Raw genomic sequence first — 18383 nt, 5'->3', positions numbered from 1 at the left:
GGGGAGCGAGCCGCGTCAGCTCTTCAGGGTCTCCGCGACGTCCGGGTTCGCCTCGAGCCACGCCTCGACGCCCTCGGCGTACTGGCCCTCGCCGTACTCGTTGACGACGGTGTTCTCCAGCGAGGCGTACTGCTCGTCGCTCAGCTGCAGTTCACCCATGAGCTCGGCGACCTCGGCGCAGTCGCTGCTGAAGCCCTCGCGGCCGAGCAGGTGCAGGGCCTCGGGGTCACCCAGGGCGCCCTCCGGGTCGGCGAGGTCCTTGAGCGGGAACTCGTTGTAGGCCCAGAACGGGTGCCACAGCGTGACGACGATGTCCTCCTCGGCGTCGACGGCCGACTGGAGCTCGGCCAGCATCGCCGTGGTGGAGGACTCGACGAGCTGGTAGGAGTCGTCGAGGCCGTAGGTCGGCATCACGCTGTCCTTGGTGGTGCGGGTCAGACCGGCACCGGGCTCGATCCCGACGATGCGGCCGCCGAACATGTCGGCGTTGCCGGCCAGGTCGGCGATCGAGTCGATGTCGACGTACTCCGGCACGGCCAGGGTGAGGACGGCGCCCTCGTACCAGGCCCCGAGGTCCTCGATCTGGTCGCCGTACTCGTCCATGTAGTCGGCGTGGGTGACCTCCGACCAGGCCGAGGGGTAGACGTCGACGTCCCCGCCGGCCAGACCGGAGTACAGCACCCCGGCCTCCGAGATCTCCTCGAACTCGACCTCGAGGCCGCGGTCCTCGAGGACGTTCTGCCAGAGGTAGGCGGTGCTCAGCCCGTCGGTCCAGGACGGGATGAACCCGAGGGTGACCGAGTCGCAGCTCTCGCTCCCGCTGCCGTTGCCGGCAGCGGTGGTGTCCTCCGTGCCCTCGTCCCCACCACAGGCGGTGGCGCTCAGGGCGACGGCGGCCAGTCCGGCGGCGAGCCGGGTTGCATGCTTGCGCACAGGTAGTGCTCCTTCCGGTGTTGCTACCGATCCACGAAGGTCGCGGATCGTCGTCCGCTGGTCCTGACCGGCCCGTCCGGGCCGTCTCATCAGGACCGCGGGGACGCTGTGGCCAGCTCCTCGGTGGGCTGGCCGGGGGCCGGGACGGTGCCGCTGCCGACGCTCGTCGACGCGCTGGGCCCTCTCCGGCGGCGGAGGGTGCGGCGCACGCGGCCGAAGGGGGACGCCGTGTCCGACCTGCCGAAGGCGGCGGTGAGCCGGTCCAGGTAGATGGCCAGGATGACCACGGCGAGACCGGCCTCGAAACCCAGCCCCACGTCCAGGCGGGAGATGCTGGTGACCACGATCTGGCCCAGGCCGCCGGCACCGATGAGCCCGGCGATCACGGCCATCGACAGGCCCAGCATGATCACCTGGTTGACGCCGGCCATGATCGTCGGCCGGGCCAGGGGCAGCTGGATGCCGCGCAGGATCTGCCCCGGCGAGCTGCCGAACGCGTAGCCGGCCTCGACGGTCTCCGCATCGACCTGGCGGATGCCGAGCTCGGTGAGTCGCACGCCGGGGGGCATGGCGAACACCATGGTGGTGATGACGCCGGGGACCACCCCGATGCTGAAGAAGATGACCGCCGGGACGAGGTAGACGAAGGCGGGCATCGTCTGCATGAAGTCCAGCACCGGCCGGACGACCGAGCTGATGCGGTCGCTCTTCGCCGCCGCGATGCCGGTCGGTATCGCGATCACCAGAGCGACGACGGTGGCGAACAGCAGCAGGGACAGCGTCTCCATCGCCGCCTCCCAGAGCTCCAGGCTCTGGATGAGGAGCAGGCCGACCAGGGAACCGATCCCGAAGGCGATCGATCGTGCCGCCAGGCCGAGCAGCGCCAGCAGCACCGCGAAGAGCAACGGCGGCGGGAAGAGGAGCACCTCGGTGATCCCGTCGACGGCGGTCTCGATGCCCGTGCTCACGGCGTCGAAGACCGGGTCGAAGTTCTCCTTGAGCCAGTCGAAGCCGGTGTCGATCCAGTCGCCGAGCGGCACGCGCGGGAGCGCGCTCTCCTCGGCCGCGGTGATCAGGCGGGTCTCAGGCACGGGGCGCCTCCACGGTCTGCGGGTCGTCGTCGGCCGGGGTCGGGGGGTGCGCGCCGTCGGTGCTGACGCCGCCGAGCGCGGCGAGCACGTCGCCGCGGGTGACGACCCCGAGCGCCTCCCCGGCCTCGTCGGCGACCAGCAGCGGCGCCTCCGACAGCGCGGACGGCTCGAGGAGGTCGGCCAGCGGGGTGTCCGGCGCGACGGTGACGGCGGTGGCGACCGGCCGCCCGTCGGCCCCCTCCACCGGCGCGCTCATCACGTCGCCGGCGGTGAAGACGCGGGACCGGTCGACGTCGGCGAGGAACCGCTCCAGGTACTCGTCACCCGGGTCGGCGAGGATCGCCTCCGGCGTGTCGAGCCGGACGATGCGGCCGTCGCGCATGACGGCTACCCGGTCGCCGAGCCGCATGGCCTCGTTGAGGTCGTGGGTGATGAAGACGATCGTCTTGCCCAGCCGCGACTGCAGGTCCATCAGTTGGTCCTGCATCTCCCGCCGGATGAGCGGGTCCAGCGCGCTGAACGCCTCGTCCATGAGCAGGATGTCGGTCCCGGCGGCCAGCGCCCGGGCCAGGCCGACCCGCTGCTGCATCCCGCCCGAGAGCTCGTCCGGGCGGTGGTCGGCCCACGCCTGCAGCCCCACCATCTCCAGCGCCTCGCGGGCGGCCGCCTGCCGTTCCCAGCGGTCGACCCCTCGCACCTCGAGCGCGTAGGCGGTGTTCTCGAGCACGCTCCGGTGCGGCAGCAGGGCGAAGTGCTGGAACACCATGCTGATCCGTTGCTGCCGCACGGCGCGCAGCCCCTTGGGGTCGAGCGCCGCGACGTCCTCGTCGCCGACGTAGACGTGCCCCGCGGTCGGCCGCACCAGGCCGTTGAGCATCCGGATGAGGGTGGACTTCCCCGACCCGGACAGACCCATGACCACGAAGATCTCGCCCTGCTCCACCTCGAACGAGGCGTCGATGACCGCGGCCGTGGCACCCGATGCCTGCACCTCGGCGGCCGAGGCGCCGGCTCGCAACCGGTCGACGACGTCCTCCGGTCGTCGACCGAAGACCTTGTAGAGGCCTTCCACTCTCAGGACTGGCACGTGCTACCTCCGGTGATCGTCGTGCGGATCCCGGGCGGGCACCGGCGCAGGAGGTCTGCTGGTCGTCCGTTGCCAAGGTCGCGACCGCTCACCGGCGCAGGTCGCCAGCGGGGTCAGGACTCGTGCGAGCGCTCTGGCGCACCGCCCGGAGGAGCGCCGCCGCGTCGCACGACGCGGCTGGGACAGGCCCGTGGGCACTCCTCGATCCGTCTCCGTCGCCGATGACCTAACAGGGCTCAGGAAACGAAAAGGTCACGGACAAGGCCCGACGGAAGCTTTGTCACGCAACCGTCATGTCCCGCGACCCGGATGAGTGGTTTCCTGTGCCGTTGCCCACACGACACCGCCCGGCCGCCCTCCGGGAGGGCGGCCGGGCGGTGCGAGCCGATCACTGCACGGGGGTCACTCCCCCGGTTCGTCGTCCTCGATCGGGACGACGGTCTCCTGCTCGAGGACGTCGGCGTCGTTCGCCTCGCGGTACCCGATGGGCTCCCGGGGGCCGCCGGCTTCGCCGGGGCGGGCAGCCAGCTGCTGCTCCAGCGCATCGGCTTCGGGCACGTCGCCGGTGGGCGACGTCGCCTCCCCCGCGCGCGACGGAGCGGGCGGGTCGAGGAGCGCCTCCTGCTCCGCGCGGTCGGCGTCGGGCACGTCGCTCGAGAAAGCGGGCTCGGTCACGTCGTCCTCCCTGACAAGCGGATGCGGTCTTCCTCCATCGTGCCGTCCGACCGGCGAACCGGCAGGACGGGGCGGTGTGAGGGAGGCGACCAACACGTGCCCTCCGGGCGAACGGCAGGCACAATCGGGCCGATGGAGAGCGCCGGGGACTACGAGTTCGCGCCGCTGCGGATCCCGCCGGGCACCTCCCGGTCCGCAGCGGCCACGATGCTCAGCCTGCAGTCCGACGTCGGCGGGTGGGAGCTGGCCCGCCTCCAGCTGCACGCCGACGGCACCCGCAAGGTCATCCTGCGCCGCCGGGCGCGGCTGTCCTACCTGCCCAAGCCGGTCATCTAGCGCCAGTGCGCCGGGCGGCGCACCGCCGCCGGGATCCGCGTGGCCGCATCGCCCCGGGCCGCCGAGACCTGCGGCTGGGTGAGGAACAGGCACCGGCCGAGGTTCGCACCCCGGACGTCGGCGGCGCGCAGATCAGCACCGAGCAGGTCCGCCGTCCCCAGATCGGCGCCGCGGAGGTCGGCGCCGATCAGGTAGGCGCCGCGCAGGCTCGCGCCGCGCAGATCGGTGCCCCTCAGGTCGCGGCCCACCAGGTCGGCGCCCCGGCGGTCCCGCGCCCGCGTCCCCGCACGCACCAGCTCGCTGACCCTGCCCAGCAGCTCCCCCACCGGTCCGCGCTGCGCGCCGACGTCGAGCGCGGTCAGCTGCTCCGGGGTGGCGCCGGTGAGCCGCTCGATCCGGTCGCGCACCGCGTGGAGCTCCGCGCGCAGCGGCGCGGCCGCGGGCAGGGAGACCGCCTCGGTGAGGTGCCAGAGCATCTCGTGCAGCTGGCGCATCACGGGCAGGACGGCGAACTGGGCACGGGCCAGCTCCGGCGTCTCCCGCCAGGTGCGGCCGCCGAACGTCGCCTGGGTGATGTGCTGGCCGGCGCCGAAGCAGTCGAACACCGTGCAGCCGGGGAAGCCCCGGTCGCGCAGCGTGGCGTGGACGCCGCAGCGGAAGTCCTCGCCCAGGTGCCGGCAGGGGGTGCCGGCCGGTTTGTCGATCGCGAAATCGGCCGAGGCGGCGAACTCGGGTGCGACGCAGCACAGGCCGGCGCACCGGGAGCAGTCCGCCCGCAGGTGGACCCGGTCGTCGACGACGGGCAGCGGGCGGGACGGCATGGCGGGGACCAGGCTAGGCGCCGATCCCCGCCCGGCCGTATCAGGGCACCAGCACGACCTTGCCGACGGTGCTGCGGTCGGCCAGCTTGGCCAGCGCCTGCGGCGCCTGGTCCAGCGGCAGGGACTCCCCCACGAGCGGGTCGACGGCGCCGGACTCGATGAGCTTCACGAGCTCGTCGTGCACCTTGCCGATGAGCGAGGGCTCCATCTTCCGGTACAGCCCCCAGTGCAGGCCCACGACGCTGTAGTTCTTGACCAGCAGGTGGTTGGCCGGCGCCTCGGGGATGCGGCCGCTGGTGAAGCCGACGACGACGATCCGGCCCTCGAAGGCGATGCACTTGCGGGACTTGTCGAAGACGTCGCCGCCGACCGGGTCGTAGACGATGTCGGCACCGTGTCCGCCGGTGACCTCCTTGACGATCGGGACGAAGTCCTCGGTCGTGTAGTCGATGACGTGGTCGGCCCCGAGCTCGCGGCAGATCCCGGTCTTCCGGGCGCCGCCGGCCGTCGCGATGACCTTCGCCCCGGCGGCCTTGCCGATCTGGATGGCCGCGGTCCCCACACCTCCGGCGCCGGCGTGCACCAGCAACCAGTCACCGGCCTTGATGCCGGCTCGGCGGTGCAGGCCCACGTACCCGGTCTGGTAGGTGAGATACAGCGATGCGGCCTTCTCGTCGGTCATCGAGTCGGGCACGGCCCAGGCGTTGTTCGCGTCCATCAGCGCGTACTCGGCGAAGGCGCCGGGGCCGCCGGACGGCGAGCCGATGACCCGCTGGCCGGTCTCGACGATCTCGCCGCACAGCTCGACGCCCGGGGTGTAGGGCAGCGGCGGCTTCTCCTGGTACATGCCCATGGCCATCAGGACGTCGGGGAAGTTCAAGGCCGCCGCCCGCACCTTGACCAGCACCTGGCCCTCGCCCGGTGTGGGCTGGTCGACGTCGTCGAGGCTCATGACCTTCGAGGGATCACCGAGTTCGTGTACCCGCCATGCACGCATGGGCCCGACCTTGCCAGATCACCGGTGACCGCCGTCACGTGCCCCCTCCCCTCCGGCTCGCCCCGGTGCGGCAGGCGTGCCAGGGTGCGGGGCGGTGGCCGCCCTCCCCCGCGGCGGCCCGGGAGGGAATTCGATGATCGAGCAGTTCACAGACCGGTTGCGCTTCCTCGGCGCGTTCCTCGCCCACCCGCGGCAGGTGGGGGCGGTGCTCCCCACCTCGCGTGCGGCGGTGCGCGACATGCTGGACATGGCCGACGTGCCGGGAGCCGAGCTGGTGGTCGAGCTGGGCGCCGGCACCGGGGCGCAGACCCAGGAGATCCTGGCCCGGCTGCGCCCCGGCGCGCGGCTGATCACCTTCGAGATCGACCCCCGCCTGGCCAAGCTGCTGGACGAGCGGTTCGACGACCCCCGCGTGCAGGTTGTCTGCGACTCCGCGGAGAACCTCGAGGCCCACCTCGGTGACGCGCGCGCCGACGTCGTCGTCTCCGCGTTGCCCTACACCTCGCTGGAGCCGGGCCTGCGGCGACGGATCCTGGACGTGGTCCCCCGGGCGATGGCGCCGGGCGGCACCACCGTGGTCATCCAGTACTCGCCGCTGCTGCTGCCCGAGCTCCGGAAGCGGTTCACCACGGTGCGGTGGCGGATCACCCCGTGGAACGTGCCGCCGGCGTTCCTGTACTCCTGCCGGCAGGACTGACTCAGCGCATCGACGGCGGGCGCAGCGCCTCGGGCACGACGGCGGTCTCGCCCGCCGTCGTCCTGGCGCTGGGCACGCCCTTGAACTTGTAGGGCACCGTGCCGACGCCGGGCTGGATCACGTAGGCCGCGCCGGGCTCGGCCGAGCCCCAGGCCATGACCATCGCGTCGGCCACCTCCTCGGCGGTGAGCACCGGGAAGCCGGCAGCGGTGAACTGGTCGCGGATCCGGTCGATGATCGCGGTGTCGGCGAACCCGGGGCAGATCGCCGAGATCGTCGTCCCCTCGGCCGCCAGCCGCGGCGCCATGGAGCGGACGAAGGCGATGGCGCCCCCCTTGGCGACGCTGTAGCCCGGGTCGGTCGCCATGGGCGAGAGGCCGGCCAGCGACGCGGTGACCACCATGGCGCCGCCCCCGGCGCGCTTGATCGCCGGGCGGGCCGCGGCCACGCCGTAGACGACGCCGAACAGGTCGACGTCGACCACCCGCATGAACTCGTCGAGGTCGAGGACGTCGTCGCTCTTGGCCGCGGAGATGCCGGCGTTGAGGTAGGCGGCGTCCAGCCGGCCGTGGTCGGCCTCGATCCGGGCGACGAGCTCCTCGTTGGCCGCGCGGTCGGTGACGTCGAGGACGGCGAACTCGCACCCGAGGTCGGCCGCGACCTGGCGGTTGCGCTCGCTGCCGAGGTCGGCGAGGACGACGGTGACCTCGCGCTCGCGCAGCTTGGTGGCGAGGGCGCGGCCGAAGCCGCCGGTCCCTCCGGTGATGAGGGCGACGGAACCGGGGCGGGGTGTGGGAGAGGTCACCCCCGCATCACATCATGCGTTGCGCAGGAAGCGGTCGAGCGCCCGGACGCCGAACCGGAGGGACTCGACCGGCACCCGCTCGTCGATGCCGTGGAACAGCGAGGCGAAGTCCAGGTCGGCCGGCAGCCTCAGCGGGGAGAACCCGAAGCAGCGCATGCCCAGGCGCTGAAAGCTCTTGGCGTCGGTGCCGCCGCTCATGGTGAACGGCACCGGCCGGGCGCCGTCGTCCTCCGCCTTGAGCGCCGCGATCATCTGGTCGACCAGCGGGCCGTCGAACGTCGTCTCCACCGCCTGGTCGTGCACCAGCCACTCGCGCTGCACCCCTTCACCGATCAGCGCGGCGAGCTGGCGCTCGAACTCCTCCTCCTGCCCGTAGAGGAAGCGGCCGTCCACGGTGGCGCTCGCCGTCCCGGGGATGACGTTGGCCTTGTAGCCGGCGTCGAGCATCGTGGGGTTGGCGGTGTTGCGCAGCGCGGCGCCGATCATCCGGCTGATGCTGCCGAGCCGGGCCAGCGCGAGCTCGGGCTCGGCGAGGTCGACCTCGATGCCGTAGGCGTCCTCGACCGCGGCGATGAACTGGCGCATCGGCGGGGTGAGGGTGATCGGGAACCGGTGGGCGCCGACGCGGGCGACCGCCTCGCACAGCCGGGTGACGGCGTTGTCCTCGTGCAGCATCGAGCCGTGGCCTGGCTTCCCCGCGGCGGTCAGCCGCATCCACGCCAGGCCCTTCTCGGCGGTCTGCACCAGGTAGAGGCGCAGGTCGTCGTGGACGGTGATGCTGAAGCCGCCGACCTCGCTGATCGCCTCGGTGCACCCCTCGAACAGGTCGGGGTGCTCGTCGACCAGGAAGTGCGCGCCGAGCTTCCCGCCGGCCTCCTCGTCGGCGACCAAGGCGAGCACGATGTCGCGCGACGGCTGGACGCCGGTGCGCGCCCAGTCACGCACCAGCGCCAGCACCATGGCGTCCATGTCCTTCATGTCGACCGCGCCGCGGCCCCAGATGTAGCCGTCCCGCTCCTCGCCGGAGAACGGGTGCACGCTCCACTCGGCGGGGTCGGCGGGCACGACGTCGAGGTGGCCGTGCACGAGCAGGGCCGGGCGGCTGCGGTCGGCGCCCGGGATGCGGGCGACCAGGCTGGCCCGGCCCCGCTCGGACTCGTGGATGACGCTGCTGATCCCGACCTCGTCGAGCTTGCCGGCGACCCACTCGGCGGCGGTCCGCTCCCCCGCGCTGGTCGACGTGCTGCCGGTGTTGGTGGTGTCGATCCGGATAAGGTCGCTGAGCAGCTCGGCCACCTCGGCCTGGGCGCCGGCCAGCGGGGCGGGGGTGTCGGCCATGGTCGCGATCGTGCCACCTCGACGGTGCTCACCCGAGCGAGTGATGCGGTACTCCACCGTCCGAATCCCCGGGTCGATGGATCGGCCGTGAGGACGATGCGCCCTTTCGGCGCCCGTGAACCCCGAGCCGCCGCCGCCAACGGCTCGGTCCTGCTGGTGGTCAGCGCGGCGGTCCTGTTCGTCCTGCCGGTGTTGTACGAATCGGACGGCGGCGCCGCGGCGCAGGTCGTGCACTGGGTGGGCCTGGCCGCATTGCTGGGCGCGGCGGCGGCCTGCCGGGCGCTGCCGCCGGAGCGCATCGACCGGGCGAACGGCTTCCTCGCGCTGGCCCTGGCCGGGGTGGCGCTCACCGGCTCGCTGAACCTGCTGACGTCGGACACGACAGCCGGCGCCCAGGCGTTCTACGCGTTCCCGGTGCTCTGGACGGCCGTCCACCTGCGGACCCCGGCGGTGGTGCTGGTGACCGCGAGCGCGCTGGCCGCCGAGCTGCTCACCCTGCTGGTGCTGCTGTCCCCCGCTGCCGCGCTGGCCGACTTCTTCTTCTTCGGCGCCCTGCTGGTCGCCATGGCCGCGCTCCTCGTGCGGGCCAACCGCACCCAGGAAGTGCTGGTCGACGCCCTGCAGCGCCAGCTCACCGTCGACGCCCTGACCGGGCTGGCGACCCGGCGCGCCTTCGACGAGGCGCTCGAGCGGTCGCTCAGCCGGTCGGTGCCCCGGGGGACGGCCCTGGTGCTGATCGACGTCGACTGCTTCAAGGCGATCAACGACAACCACGGCCACCCGGTCGGCGACGACGTCCTGGTGCACCTCGCCGCTGTGCTGCGCGGTCACATCCGCATCCACGACGCCGTGCTGTCCCGGCTGGGCGGGGACGAGCTCGCCGTCCTGCTCCCCGGCTGCGACCGCGCCGTCGCCGTGCGGCGCGCCGAGGAGCTGCTGCACGCAGTCCGATCCGAGCCGCTGGTGCTCAGCGACGGCACCCAGCTGCCGCTGTCGATCAGCCTCGGCGTGGCCCACGTGCCGCAGCACTCCCGGGACCGACGGGGGCTCTACACCGCGGCCGACGCGGCCCTCTACGACGCGAAGCGGGCCGGGCGCGGGCGGGTTGCGCTGGCCGCCGTCTGAACCGCGACCGGGCCGCCGGGGGGTGCGTGATCCGGTCCCTGCGGTCAGGTAGTCTTCTCCACGCACTCGTCCGGGTGGCGGAATGGCAGACGCGCTAGCTTGAGGTGCTAGTGCCCTTTATCGGGCGTGGGGGTTCAAGTCCCCCCTCGGACACCACGAAGTGGGAATCTCCCCACCTCCCAGGCCTACAGCAGGCCCCCGTAGAGCAACCAATGGGCATGGTCCCGGACGTCCCGGGCACGGCAACCATCCCGCCGGCACAGGCCGAGATCCATCGCGATTCCGCGGCCGACCACGGCTTCGACGACGCCGCCGTCGTCCAGCGACTGCTGGCCGCGAGTGCCCAGCGCGGGGCACCGCGGACCGGTCGGTCCATGCCCAACTCCGCTCCCCCGGCCGCCCCGGTCGTCCGCCGACGCGCCGCCGCGCGCTCCTCCCCCGCTGTCCCCCGCCCATCCTCGCGTTCCGACGCCGGCCGCACGAGCGCGTCGGACGCCCCCGGGCGACAGGCCTCCCCCGCCCTGACCGGCGTTCCCTCCTCCTGGACCGGCCTCGGTGAGCTGCTCAGCGGCGCCGGCGAACGACCACCGGAGGACGCCCTCACCCTGGCCGCCGTCACCTCCGGCGCGAGAGAGAACGGCGGTCGCGCGCAGGTGGACCTGTCCGGCATCTGGGCGCTGCCCGCCGGCATGGCCGCCGCCCGCAGCACAACCGTCCTACGCGCCCTGGACAGCAAGGGCCGGCTGCAACTGCCGGTCGACGCCGGAACCGCCACCAAGCTCCCCGCCGAGCGGGACGGCGCGCTGGTCACCGTGTACCTCCCCGGGAGCACGGCGCAGCCCCGGCCGGGCTTCGCGACCGTCGCGCTACCGCTGGACGCCCGCGGCCGGCTCACCGTGACCACCGGAGTCCGGGCCGACGCCGGCATCCCGGACGGGGCCGACGTGCTTGCCGTAGTCGACCCCGACCGGCGCACGATCACTCTCACCGCAGCCAGCCGCCTCACCGAGGGCATCACCGCACTGCTCGACGGTCTCCGTCGTCCCGCCGCTGCCGCCTCCGACAACACCGCCCGCCCCCTGGACGACGCCGTCGGCCCGGCCGTGACCGGCGCGGATACCGGCCCCGCGACCGTCTCCGGCGGGCGACTGCGCATCGTCGGCTGACCGGCACCTTCCCGGGTGCCTGCGGCACGACCGGTGCCGCCGCAACGCAGGAGAGACCCGATGACCACCACCCCCACCGCACGCAACAGCGACCGGCCCGACGCCGAGCCGACCGACAACCGCGCCACCCGACGCGACGCCGAGCGGCCGGCCAAGGGCAGCAAGAAGGCCGGGAAGTCCCTCGACCAGACCGCTGCCACCCGCGACGCGATGCGGGCCAGCCTCATCGCGCAGGGCTTCGACCCCCTCGACGTCGAGGCCATGCTCCCGCCGCTCGCTACGCCGAAGAACGCCTACACCGTCCGGCAGGCCGTCGCCGACGCCGTGACGGCCATGCGCCAGGACCTACCGCGCAGCGAGAAGACCTGGGCGCCCTACCTGCAGCTGCTCGTCGACGGACTGCCGGACATGTGCCCCTGCCCGTGCCCGGCGTGCGCGGTGGGCCCCTGCCCGTGCCCGGGCGGTGGCGACGGGCACGCAGACGCCTGCGCCATGTCCGACGACGAGCTGCACACCGACTGCGCCGAGCGCTACACCGGGGTGCCGGACATGCCGGTCAAGAAGGTGGCACGCAGCACGCTGGCCGACGCCGCCTGGTGGGCCCAACGGCGGGGCCTCAAGCGCACCGTCGCGCGCAACGTCAAGCGAGCGCAGGCGGGCCGCCCGCTGCTGCGCAGCGATGGCCGCGGGGCCCGCGAGCAGTTCCTGCAGGCCAGCCGCTGGATGTTCGGGTGGCTGGGCGACGAGGACAAGGTCAAGGCCAACCCCGCCACGAAGCTGAAGCTGCCACCACGGCAGGAAGCCGGTGCCCGTTCACTGACCGAAGAGGAGTTCCTCGAGGTCTACGGGGTCGCCGTCAGCACCGGGCAGGACCCCACCCTGGACGGGCTCATCCTCCGTCACCTGCTCATTCAGGCCGTGCGGCGCGGCGCGCTGCTGGACACCACCTGCGGCGGCCTGGACGTCGAAGGCCGTCGCATCAGCTACTGGGACCAGAAGAAGCAGACGTGGCGGTATCGGCCCACCACCCCCACGCACATGCGCGACCTGCTCACGCACGCCTTCGCCCGTGGGCCGCGGGTGGCCGCCCCGCCGGACGCGACGCCCGTGGAGCGCCGGCACGGCCTCCCGGCACTCACCGACGCCTCGCCGGTGTTCTACGCCCGGCCGGTCGACACCTTCGACGCCGACGGGAACTTCGTGTCCCGGGAGGTCCGACCCATCACCCGCAAGCGCATCGAGAACCTGTTCACCCGCATCCGCCGCAACCTGCCCTGGACGGAGCGCATCGAGCTCCGCTGCCACGATGTCAGGCATACGAGCGGGCGCATCGTGTACCGCGCCGCCGACCAACAGGCCGCCAAGCTGCACCTCGCCCACGACGGCGGCAGCACCACCGACCACTACCTCAAGGAGCGGCTCGACGAGCTAGCCAAGCTCAAGCAGGAGCTGTTCGAGCGCCCCGTGCATGACGAAGAGTAGCGACGACAGCTGCGACAGGCCCACCGGTTCACCGGTGGGCCTGTCGCAGTTCGACGCCGAGGATGTGGTCGGCTAGGTGTCGCGGCAGCTAGGCACCCCGTGTCGGCAGCACCACTCATGGAGACCGGTCCGGTGTTGAACGCTGTCAACAGATCGGCGGGAGTGGCGAACGGGCCTCCCCGCGGATTCCGGTGGAAGTGTCCTAACTCCCCGGCCGGACACTGCCCCGGCAGCGGGCCTCCGGCGACGGACACTCGCGCTCCCGCGAAGGACACTCCCGACGACGCCTCGGCCGGCGGACCGACGACGGCTCCGCGAAGCCCCCAGTTCTGTCGTACCCCCTGCCTACGCTGAGCAGGACCAATCCCGACGGCGTGGGCACCGATGTAGGTGAGCACGGTCGGCCGAGCTCACGGGGGACCCAGATGACGGAGATGCTGACCCAGCGCGGTGTCGTGTTCTGGCCGGTCGGCACCGGCGACAGCACGACGATCGTGGTGGACGACGAGATCGTCGTGCAGGTCGACCTGCACGACCTGGCGAAGGCCGACCAGGACGACACACCGGAGACCGCGGTCGTAGATCGCATCATCGAGGCGCTCCCTCAGCGGGCCGGTCGTCCCTACCTGGCCGTCTTCGTGCTCACGCACGCGGACCTGGACCACTGCCGCGGGTTCCAGGACCTGCTGTCCGAGGTCACGATCGGCGAGCTCTGGGCGACGCCCCGGCTGTGGCGCGAGCTCGAGGACGAGGACGCGGTGATCTGCGAGTCGGCGCGGGCCTTCCACGAGGAGGCAGAGCGCCGGGTCACGGCGACCCGGGACGCGATCGCGAAGGGTGCAGAGCCCGTCAGCGGCGACCGGGTTCGGATCATCGGCGCCGACGATGACGGCGATCTGCACGGCTACGCGGACCTGCCCCGCAACTACCGGTCCTACCCCGGGGAGGCCGTGGCCGTTCTGGACGGCACCGACTGCACCGGTCGGTTCGAGGCGTTCCTGCACGCTCCGTTCAAGGGCGACTGCGCCGCAGACCGGAACACCACCTCCGTCGCCATGCAGGTGACCCTGACCGACGGCGACGGCACGGCGAAGTTCCTGCTGTTCGGCGACCTGGCCTACGAGACCATCATCAAGATCTTCAACTACAGCACCTGGGCCGGACGTACGGACCGCCTGGAGTGGGATGTTCTCCTCGCGCCTCACCACTGCAGCAAGTACGTGATGTACGTCGACGGCGAGCTCCAGCAGGACGTCCTCGACCAGATCGAGGTGAACGGGAACGTCCCATCGCGCATCGTGAGCAGCAGCACGCCGGTGCCGTCGAAGGACCTCGTCGGCGCCAACCCGCCGCACCGCGCCGCGGCGGACCGCTACAAGGAGATCGCCGACGAGTTCCTCTGCACCATGGAGCACGGCTCGGAGAGCGCGCCCGCACCGGTCGTCTTCGAGGTCGACGCCACCGGGCTCCGCCTGCTCGAGCCGCAGGTGATCGATGCGTCGGCACGGAGTGTGGAGAAGGCGTTCGGGTCCCGGCCGAACCGCCTCGGCCAGATCGCCGCCGCGGCCGCCCGCTACGGCGCCGAGCGCTGGCAGGGGGGCACCGTTCCGCCGGCGCAGTCCGGTGGGGCCGATCGCGTGCGTGACGCCGTCCGCGAGCAGCGGGGCGGTACGACGGCCCCGTCCGGGGTCGTCGGCTTTGGCCGCCCGTGACCGACGAGGCCGCGTGGAGCGACGGTCAGCGGCTGGCCGTTCAGCAACTTCGAGCCCTCGCCGACGGCGACGACGGCCTGCAGGTCCTCAACGTCGTGTTCAACCAGGCTTCCCAACGGCTGGAGATCTCGCTGTCCGTCCCGCTGGACGGTTGGGCGCCCGGCCCAGGGATCCGCCTGCGGGAGCGGGAGAGCTTCGTCGTCGTCATCAACGGGACCTTCCCGTTCGCCCCACCCTCTGTGTCGGTGCGGCACCGTCGCTGGTCCGGCACGCCCCACGTCCAGTGGGGGCGCCTGCTGTGCCTCTACGCGGCACCGTCCACCGAATGGGTGCCGAGCGACGGCATGCGCGGGCTGATCGAACGGTTGCTGCTGTGGCTCGAGCGGGCAGCGGCGGGCACCCTCGACACGGACGGCGTGCCGGTACACCCACCGGTCGCCTACGGCTCGAAGGACTCCGGCCGTCTGGTCGTGCGGGCCGACCTGGGCAACCTGGTGCCGTGGAGCAGCTCCCCGTCGGGCGGGCCGACGACGCTGGTCGCGCTGTGCACCCAAGACGGGGAGCGGCTCGACGTCGTCGACTGGATGAGCGCCGCCGAGTACTGGCAGCGCGTCGCAGCCGGCAGCACCCCGAAGGGGCCGAAAGGTCTGCACCTGGTCGCTGCGGCGGCGGTGATGCTGACCGCCGACATCGGCTTCGAGTACCCCACGAAGGGCGCCGAGCTGCTCAGCGGGCTGGCGGATCAGGGCCTGTCCGCCGAGCAGCTACTGGAGCTCATGGGCACCGTCGCCTACGGCAACGTGATGGTCGCCAAGGCGCGCGGCATCCCCGCCCCCTCCAAGGGTGAGGCGTGGCCGCAGGGACCCGGGGGCGTGCCGCAGCTGGTGATCGTCGGGACACCCTCCCGCGAGGTCGACGGCACGCGCGTCGCCCATCTCGTCGCCTGGCGCCTCGACGCCCTCAGCGGGCAGGTCACCGACTTGATCGGCGACCTCATGGCGGAGAAGTCGGAGCGCTTCGATGAGATCCGCGCCCGCGCTACCGAGATCGGGCGGGACTGGCTGAACGACTCCTCGGTGCGGTGGGCCCGCGTGTTCGAGGACCGCGCCGAGACGACCCGTCGCCGGGACACCGCCAGCGCGGCGACCTGGCTGCGCGGGAAGCGGATCCTCGTCCTCGGCTGTGGCGCGCTCGGCGCCCCGGTCGCCGAAGCCGTCGTCCGCGCCGGAGCGCGGGACGTGCAGCTCGTCGACAACGGCATCGTGACGCCCGGCATCCTCGTTCGGCAGCCGTACGACGACGCCGACATCGGTGAAGCCAAGGCGCTCGTTCTCGCCAGCCGCCTGCGCCGCAGCGCCCGCGGCGCGCGGATCGAGGGCGCGACGCCGGACGCCGTCAGCGTCGCGTCCCGGCTGCACAGCGAGGGCGACGAGCCGTTCGATCTCGTCATCGACGCCACGGCTGACTCCGGGGTCCGCAGCGCCCTGGAACGCCAGCGCGCGACGAACAAGACCGCGCGGCCGGCGCAGCTGACGCTTGTGGTCGGACATCAGGCCCGGCGCGGCATCGTCACGGTGTCCCGGGCGGGCACCGCCAGCGGCGGCTCCGACGTCCTGCGCCGGCTCGGCATCGCCGCACGCGGCCCGCAGGCGGCTCCGCTCGCCGACATCGCGAGCGATTTGTACCCGCGCACGCCACGGTCGGACGTGTTCCTGCCCGAGCCCGGCTGCTCGGCCCCGACCTTCACCGGCTCGCACGCTGAAGCGACTGCTCTCGCTGCCAGCCTGCTCAGCGCCGGTCTGGACGCCCTCACCGACAGGCTGCCGGGTGCGCCGTCGCTGCCGATGGCCGCCGCGGCCGTCCGCCTCGAGCCCACCGACGACGAGGCGCAGCGTCGGACGGGGACGACATGGGTCGGGTGGCCCAACGACCATGTCGTGACGAGCGCCGACGGCGCCTTCCAGGTGCGGCTCAGCCGCACCGCCCTCGCGACCCTCCGCGCGGAGGCCCGCCGCGGAGCCCGAATGCGAGGTGCCCGAGTGGAGACGGGCGGCATGCTGCTCGGCGAGATCGACGAGGCAGCGGGGGTGGCGTTCATCGACGTCGCCACGCCACCCACCCCTGACAGCCTCTGCGCCGCGACCCACTTCGAGCACGGCGTCGACGGCTCCCAGGACCTGGTCGACCACCACACGCGCAGCACCGGCGGGGTCACCTCGTTCGCCGGCATGTGGCACACCCACCCCGGCGGACCCGCCGCACCCAGCTCCACTGACGAGGCGGGGATGGCCAACCTGGTCACTCCGGTCCTCGGTGGACCTCCGCGCTGCCTCATGCTCATCGCCGGAGGCCCGGACCCCGCCTGGACCACCTGGCTCGAGGCATCCGAGCTGACGCCGCCTCCGCAGCTCTACGCGCGGGTCGTCGATCGGCACGACCGGCGAGGCTCGCCGCCCCCGCAGCCCGCGCGCCCGCCGGGCCGGTACTTCCTCGCCGGCGAGCCCATCGGCCCGGCCGGGGTGCCGTGGTGGCGACGCTGGCGCGGTGGCCTCCGATGACGCCCCCCACCCGAGTCGGCCTCGCCCTGTCCGGCGGGGGTTTCCGCGCCACCGCGTTTGGCCTCGGCTGCCTGCGCGCGCTGCACGACGCCGGTGTCCTGCCCAAGGTCACCGTCGTCAGCGGCATCAGCGGCGGAAGCCTGCTGGCCGCGTTGTGGGCCTACGGGCCCGCACGGTTCGACGAGTTCGACGAGCAGGTCGTGACCCTCCTGCGGCGGGGTCTGCAGCTACGCCTCGCCACAGGCACCGTGGCTCCTGGGCGCCTCATCCGCAGGGCCGGCGATCTTGTAGCAGCCGCCGCCCCCCGAGGCCGGGAACGGGCCAGTCGGAACCGCACCGATGTGCTCGCCGCCGCGCTCGCCAACCGGGCCTTCGGCGACCGCCACTTGTCCGACGTCACCCACCCGGGACTGGCGACCGTGCTCTCGGCCACCGACCTGATCACGGGCCGGGCGGTCCGCTTCGGCAGTAGCGGCAGCTCCGGCTGGATGTACGGGCGGATCGTGGAGCCGATCCGCGTTGCGGAGGCCGTCGCGGCCAGCGCCGCCTTCCCCCTGCTGCTACCGGCGGTCCGGAGGACTTACACCTTCGAGCGCGACGGGCAGACCCAGCGCCATCGGGTCGCGCTGACCGACGGGGGTGTCTACGACAACCTGGGGTTGTCGGTGCTCGAGTCGGGCCGCGACCGATCGTTCACGCGCCACGTCTACCCGGTCGACTACGTGATCGCGTCCGACGCCGGCCGCCAGGAGCCGGGCGAGTCCAACGCCCGGGTGTTGCCGTTCCGGCTCAAGCGCAGCTTCGACATCTCCTACCGCAGAACCCAAGATGGGACCCGGGGACGGCTGCACACCGAGGTAGGCCGCGGGCGGTTCCAGGGCGTCGTGCACGCGTACCTCGGCCAGCGGGACGACAAGCTGCCCATGCCCGCCCCAGGGCTCATTCCCCTGCAGCGCGTGAACGACTATCCGACCAACTTCAAGGCCATGAGCAGCGAGGACCTGCGCGCCGTCACCACCCGCGGGGAACAGCTGACACGGCTGCTCCTGGAGCACTACACCCCAGCCCTACTTGGCTGAGACCCGCATCACCCCGCCGCGCCGCGAGCCTGTCAGCGCAGCGGTGCGCAGGCCTCCTCGACGGCGGGATTCAGGCTCGGCAGCTTGGCCGTGTCGACCGGGTTGCCGGTCAGGACGGCGGCGTTGGCGAGTCCCAGTTCGTAGTTCAGCGGGTCATCGCCTCCAGTGACGCGCGCCCCTCGGCCTCGGTCGGGAACGGGCCCACCACCGCGGTGACGTCCTCTCCGCCGATCCAGTCCTCCTGTCGAACGATCACCCACATGGTCCACCTCACTCGCGTGCCAGCCGTCTGTTGACCGTCGACGGTCCGCCGCACCGGCCAGCGTGCAATCGGCGGATGGTGCCGCGAGTCAGCGGGGAGGCCCAGGATCGGTAGGCCACCGGCGACCGTGCGAACGCGGTCCAAGGGCTGCACGCAAACCCCTGCCGGGAGCTCCCGAACAGGGCTTCGTCAACGCGCACGGTCGACGCGGCCGAGGGG

16 protein-coding genes and 1 tRNA gene are annotated in these 18383 nt (G+C 72.6%); 9 read left to right on the top strand and 8 right to left on the bottom strand.

What is annotated here, in order from left to right:
• Positions 1-15 precede the first annotated feature (15 nt).
• The 4 genes from ACI799_RS01655 to ACI799_RS01640 form a co-directional block, all read right to left on the bottom strand.
• Positions 16-933 (bottom strand): glycine betaine ABC transporter substrate-binding protein, encoded by a 918-nt coding sequence (locus ACI799_RS01655; protein WP_456587890.1) that lies wholly within the window; start codon positions 931-933, stop codon positions 16-18.
• Between the two features lie 89 nt (positions 934-1022).
• Complete coding sequence (locus ACI799_RS01650; RefSeq protein WP_456612259.1) at positions 1023-2024, bottom strand: ABC transporter permease; 1002 nt, start codon at positions 2022-2024, stop codon at positions 1023-1025.
• On the bottom strand, positions 2017-3111 hold the full coding sequence (locus tag ACI799_RS01645; RefSeq protein WP_456612258.1) for a quaternary amine ABC transporter ATP-binding protein: 1095 nt from the start codon (positions 3109-3111) through the stop codon (positions 2017-2019). The genes ACI799_RS01650 and ACI799_RS01645 overlap by 8 nt, the downstream gene beginning before the upstream one ends.
• Positions 3112-3513: 402 nt before the next feature.
• Positions 3514-3786, bottom strand: coding sequence for a hypothetical protein (locus ACI799_RS01640; RefSeq protein ID WP_456587893.1), 273 nt, complete (start codon positions 3784-3786; stop codon positions 3514-3516).
• A 132-nt stretch (positions 3787-3918) separates the two neighbouring features.
• Between ACI799_RS01640 and ACI799_RS01635 the strand changes: the two genes are divergently transcribed.
• Complete coding sequence (locus ACI799_RS01635) at positions 3919-4122, top strand: DUF5703 family protein (protein ID WP_456587894.1); 204 nt, start codon at positions 3919-3921, stop codon at positions 4120-4122.
• Here ACI799_RS01635 and ACI799_RS01630 read toward each other — a convergent pair.
• Together ACI799_RS01630 and ACI799_RS01625 are read right to left on the bottom strand one after the other, a co-directional pair.
• Positions 4119-4943, bottom strand: a complete 825-nt coding sequence (locus ACI799_RS01630; RefSeq protein WP_456612257.1) for a pentapeptide repeat-containing protein — start codon at positions 4941-4943, stop codon at positions 4119-4121. The two genes, ACI799_RS01635 and ACI799_RS01630, sit on opposite strands and share 4 nt — an antisense overlap.
• A 40-nt stretch (positions 4944-4983) precedes the next feature.
• Positions 4984-5940, bottom strand: coding sequence for an NADPH:quinone oxidoreductase family protein (locus ACI799_RS01625; RefSeq protein WP_456612256.1), 957 nt, complete (start codon positions 5938-5940; stop codon positions 4984-4986).
• 133 nt (positions 5941-6073) lie between these two features.
• Here ACI799_RS01625 and ACI799_RS01620 point away from each other — a divergent pair, with 133 nt between their 5' ends.
• Positions 6074-6637: a class I SAM-dependent methyltransferase gene (locus tag ACI799_RS01620; protein WP_456587897.1), complete on the top strand. Its 564-nt coding sequence runs from the start codon at positions 6074-6076 to the stop codon at positions 6635-6637.
• Between the two features lies 1 nt (position 6638).
• Here the strand turns inward: ACI799_RS01620 and ACI799_RS01615 are convergent, their stop codons facing one another.
• Entirely contained in the window at positions 6639-7442 is an 804-nt protein-coding gene (locus ACI799_RS01615) for an SDR family oxidoreductase (protein WP_456595624.1), read from the bottom strand.
• 12 nt (positions 7443-7454) lie between these two features.
• A complete protein-coding gene (locus ACI799_RS01610) occupies positions 7455-8780 on the bottom strand; it encodes a M20/M25/M40 family metallo-hydrolase (protein WP_456612255.1) in 1326 nt (441 codons plus the stop codon).
• A 96-nt stretch (positions 8781-8876) separates the two neighbouring features.
• Between ACI799_RS01610 and ACI799_RS01605 the strand changes: the two genes are divergently transcribed.
• The 7 genes from ACI799_RS01605 to ACI799_RS01575 all read left to right on the top strand — a co-directional run bounded on the left by ACI799_RS01605 (position 8877) and on the right by ACI799_RS01575 (position 17902).
• The gene (locus ACI799_RS01605) at positions 8877-9905 is read left to right on the top strand and encodes a GGDEF domain-containing protein (RefSeq protein ID WP_456612282.1); all 1029 of its coding nucleotides are present in this window, start codon (positions 8877-8879) and stop codon (positions 9903-9905) included.
• 68 nt (positions 9906-9973) lie between these two features.
• A tRNA-Leu gene (locus ACI799_RS01600) sits at positions 9974-10061 on the top strand.
• Positions 10062-10123: 62 nt separating this feature from the next.
• On the top strand, positions 10124-11071 hold the full coding sequence (locus ACI799_RS01595) for a hypothetical protein (protein ID WP_456612254.1): 948 nt from the start codon (positions 10124-10126) through the stop codon (positions 11069-11071).
• Between the two features lie 60 nt (positions 11072-11131).
• Complete coding sequence (locus tag ACI799_RS01590) at positions 11132-12553, top strand: hypothetical protein (RefSeq protein ID WP_456612253.1); 1422 nt, start codon at positions 11132-11134, stop codon at positions 12551-12553.
• A gap of 425 nt (positions 12554-12978) precedes the next feature.
• On the top strand, positions 12979-14265 hold the full coding sequence (locus ACI799_RS01585; RefSeq protein ID WP_456612252.1) for a hypothetical protein: 1287 nt from the start codon (positions 12979-12981) through the stop codon (positions 14263-14265).
• Positions 14262-16823, top strand: coding sequence for a ThiF family adenylyltransferase (locus ACI799_RS01580; RefSeq protein WP_456612251.1), 2562 nt, complete (start codon positions 14262-14264; stop codon positions 16821-16823). The genes ACI799_RS01585 and ACI799_RS01580 overlap by 4 nt, the downstream gene beginning before the upstream one ends.
• The gene (locus tag ACI799_RS01575; RefSeq protein ID WP_456612250.1) at positions 16793-17902 is read left to right on the top strand and encodes a patatin-like phospholipase family protein; all 1110 of its coding nucleotides are present in this window, start codon (positions 16793-16795) and stop codon (positions 17900-17902) included. Before ACI799_RS01580 ends, ACI799_RS01575 begins: the two co-directional genes overlap by 31 nt.
• Positions 17903-18383 lie beyond the last annotated feature (481 nt).

This window comes from Blastococcus sp. SYSU DS0753, from assembly GCF_054051175.1.
This window is presented reverse-complemented; position numbering and strand designations above follow the sequence as displayed.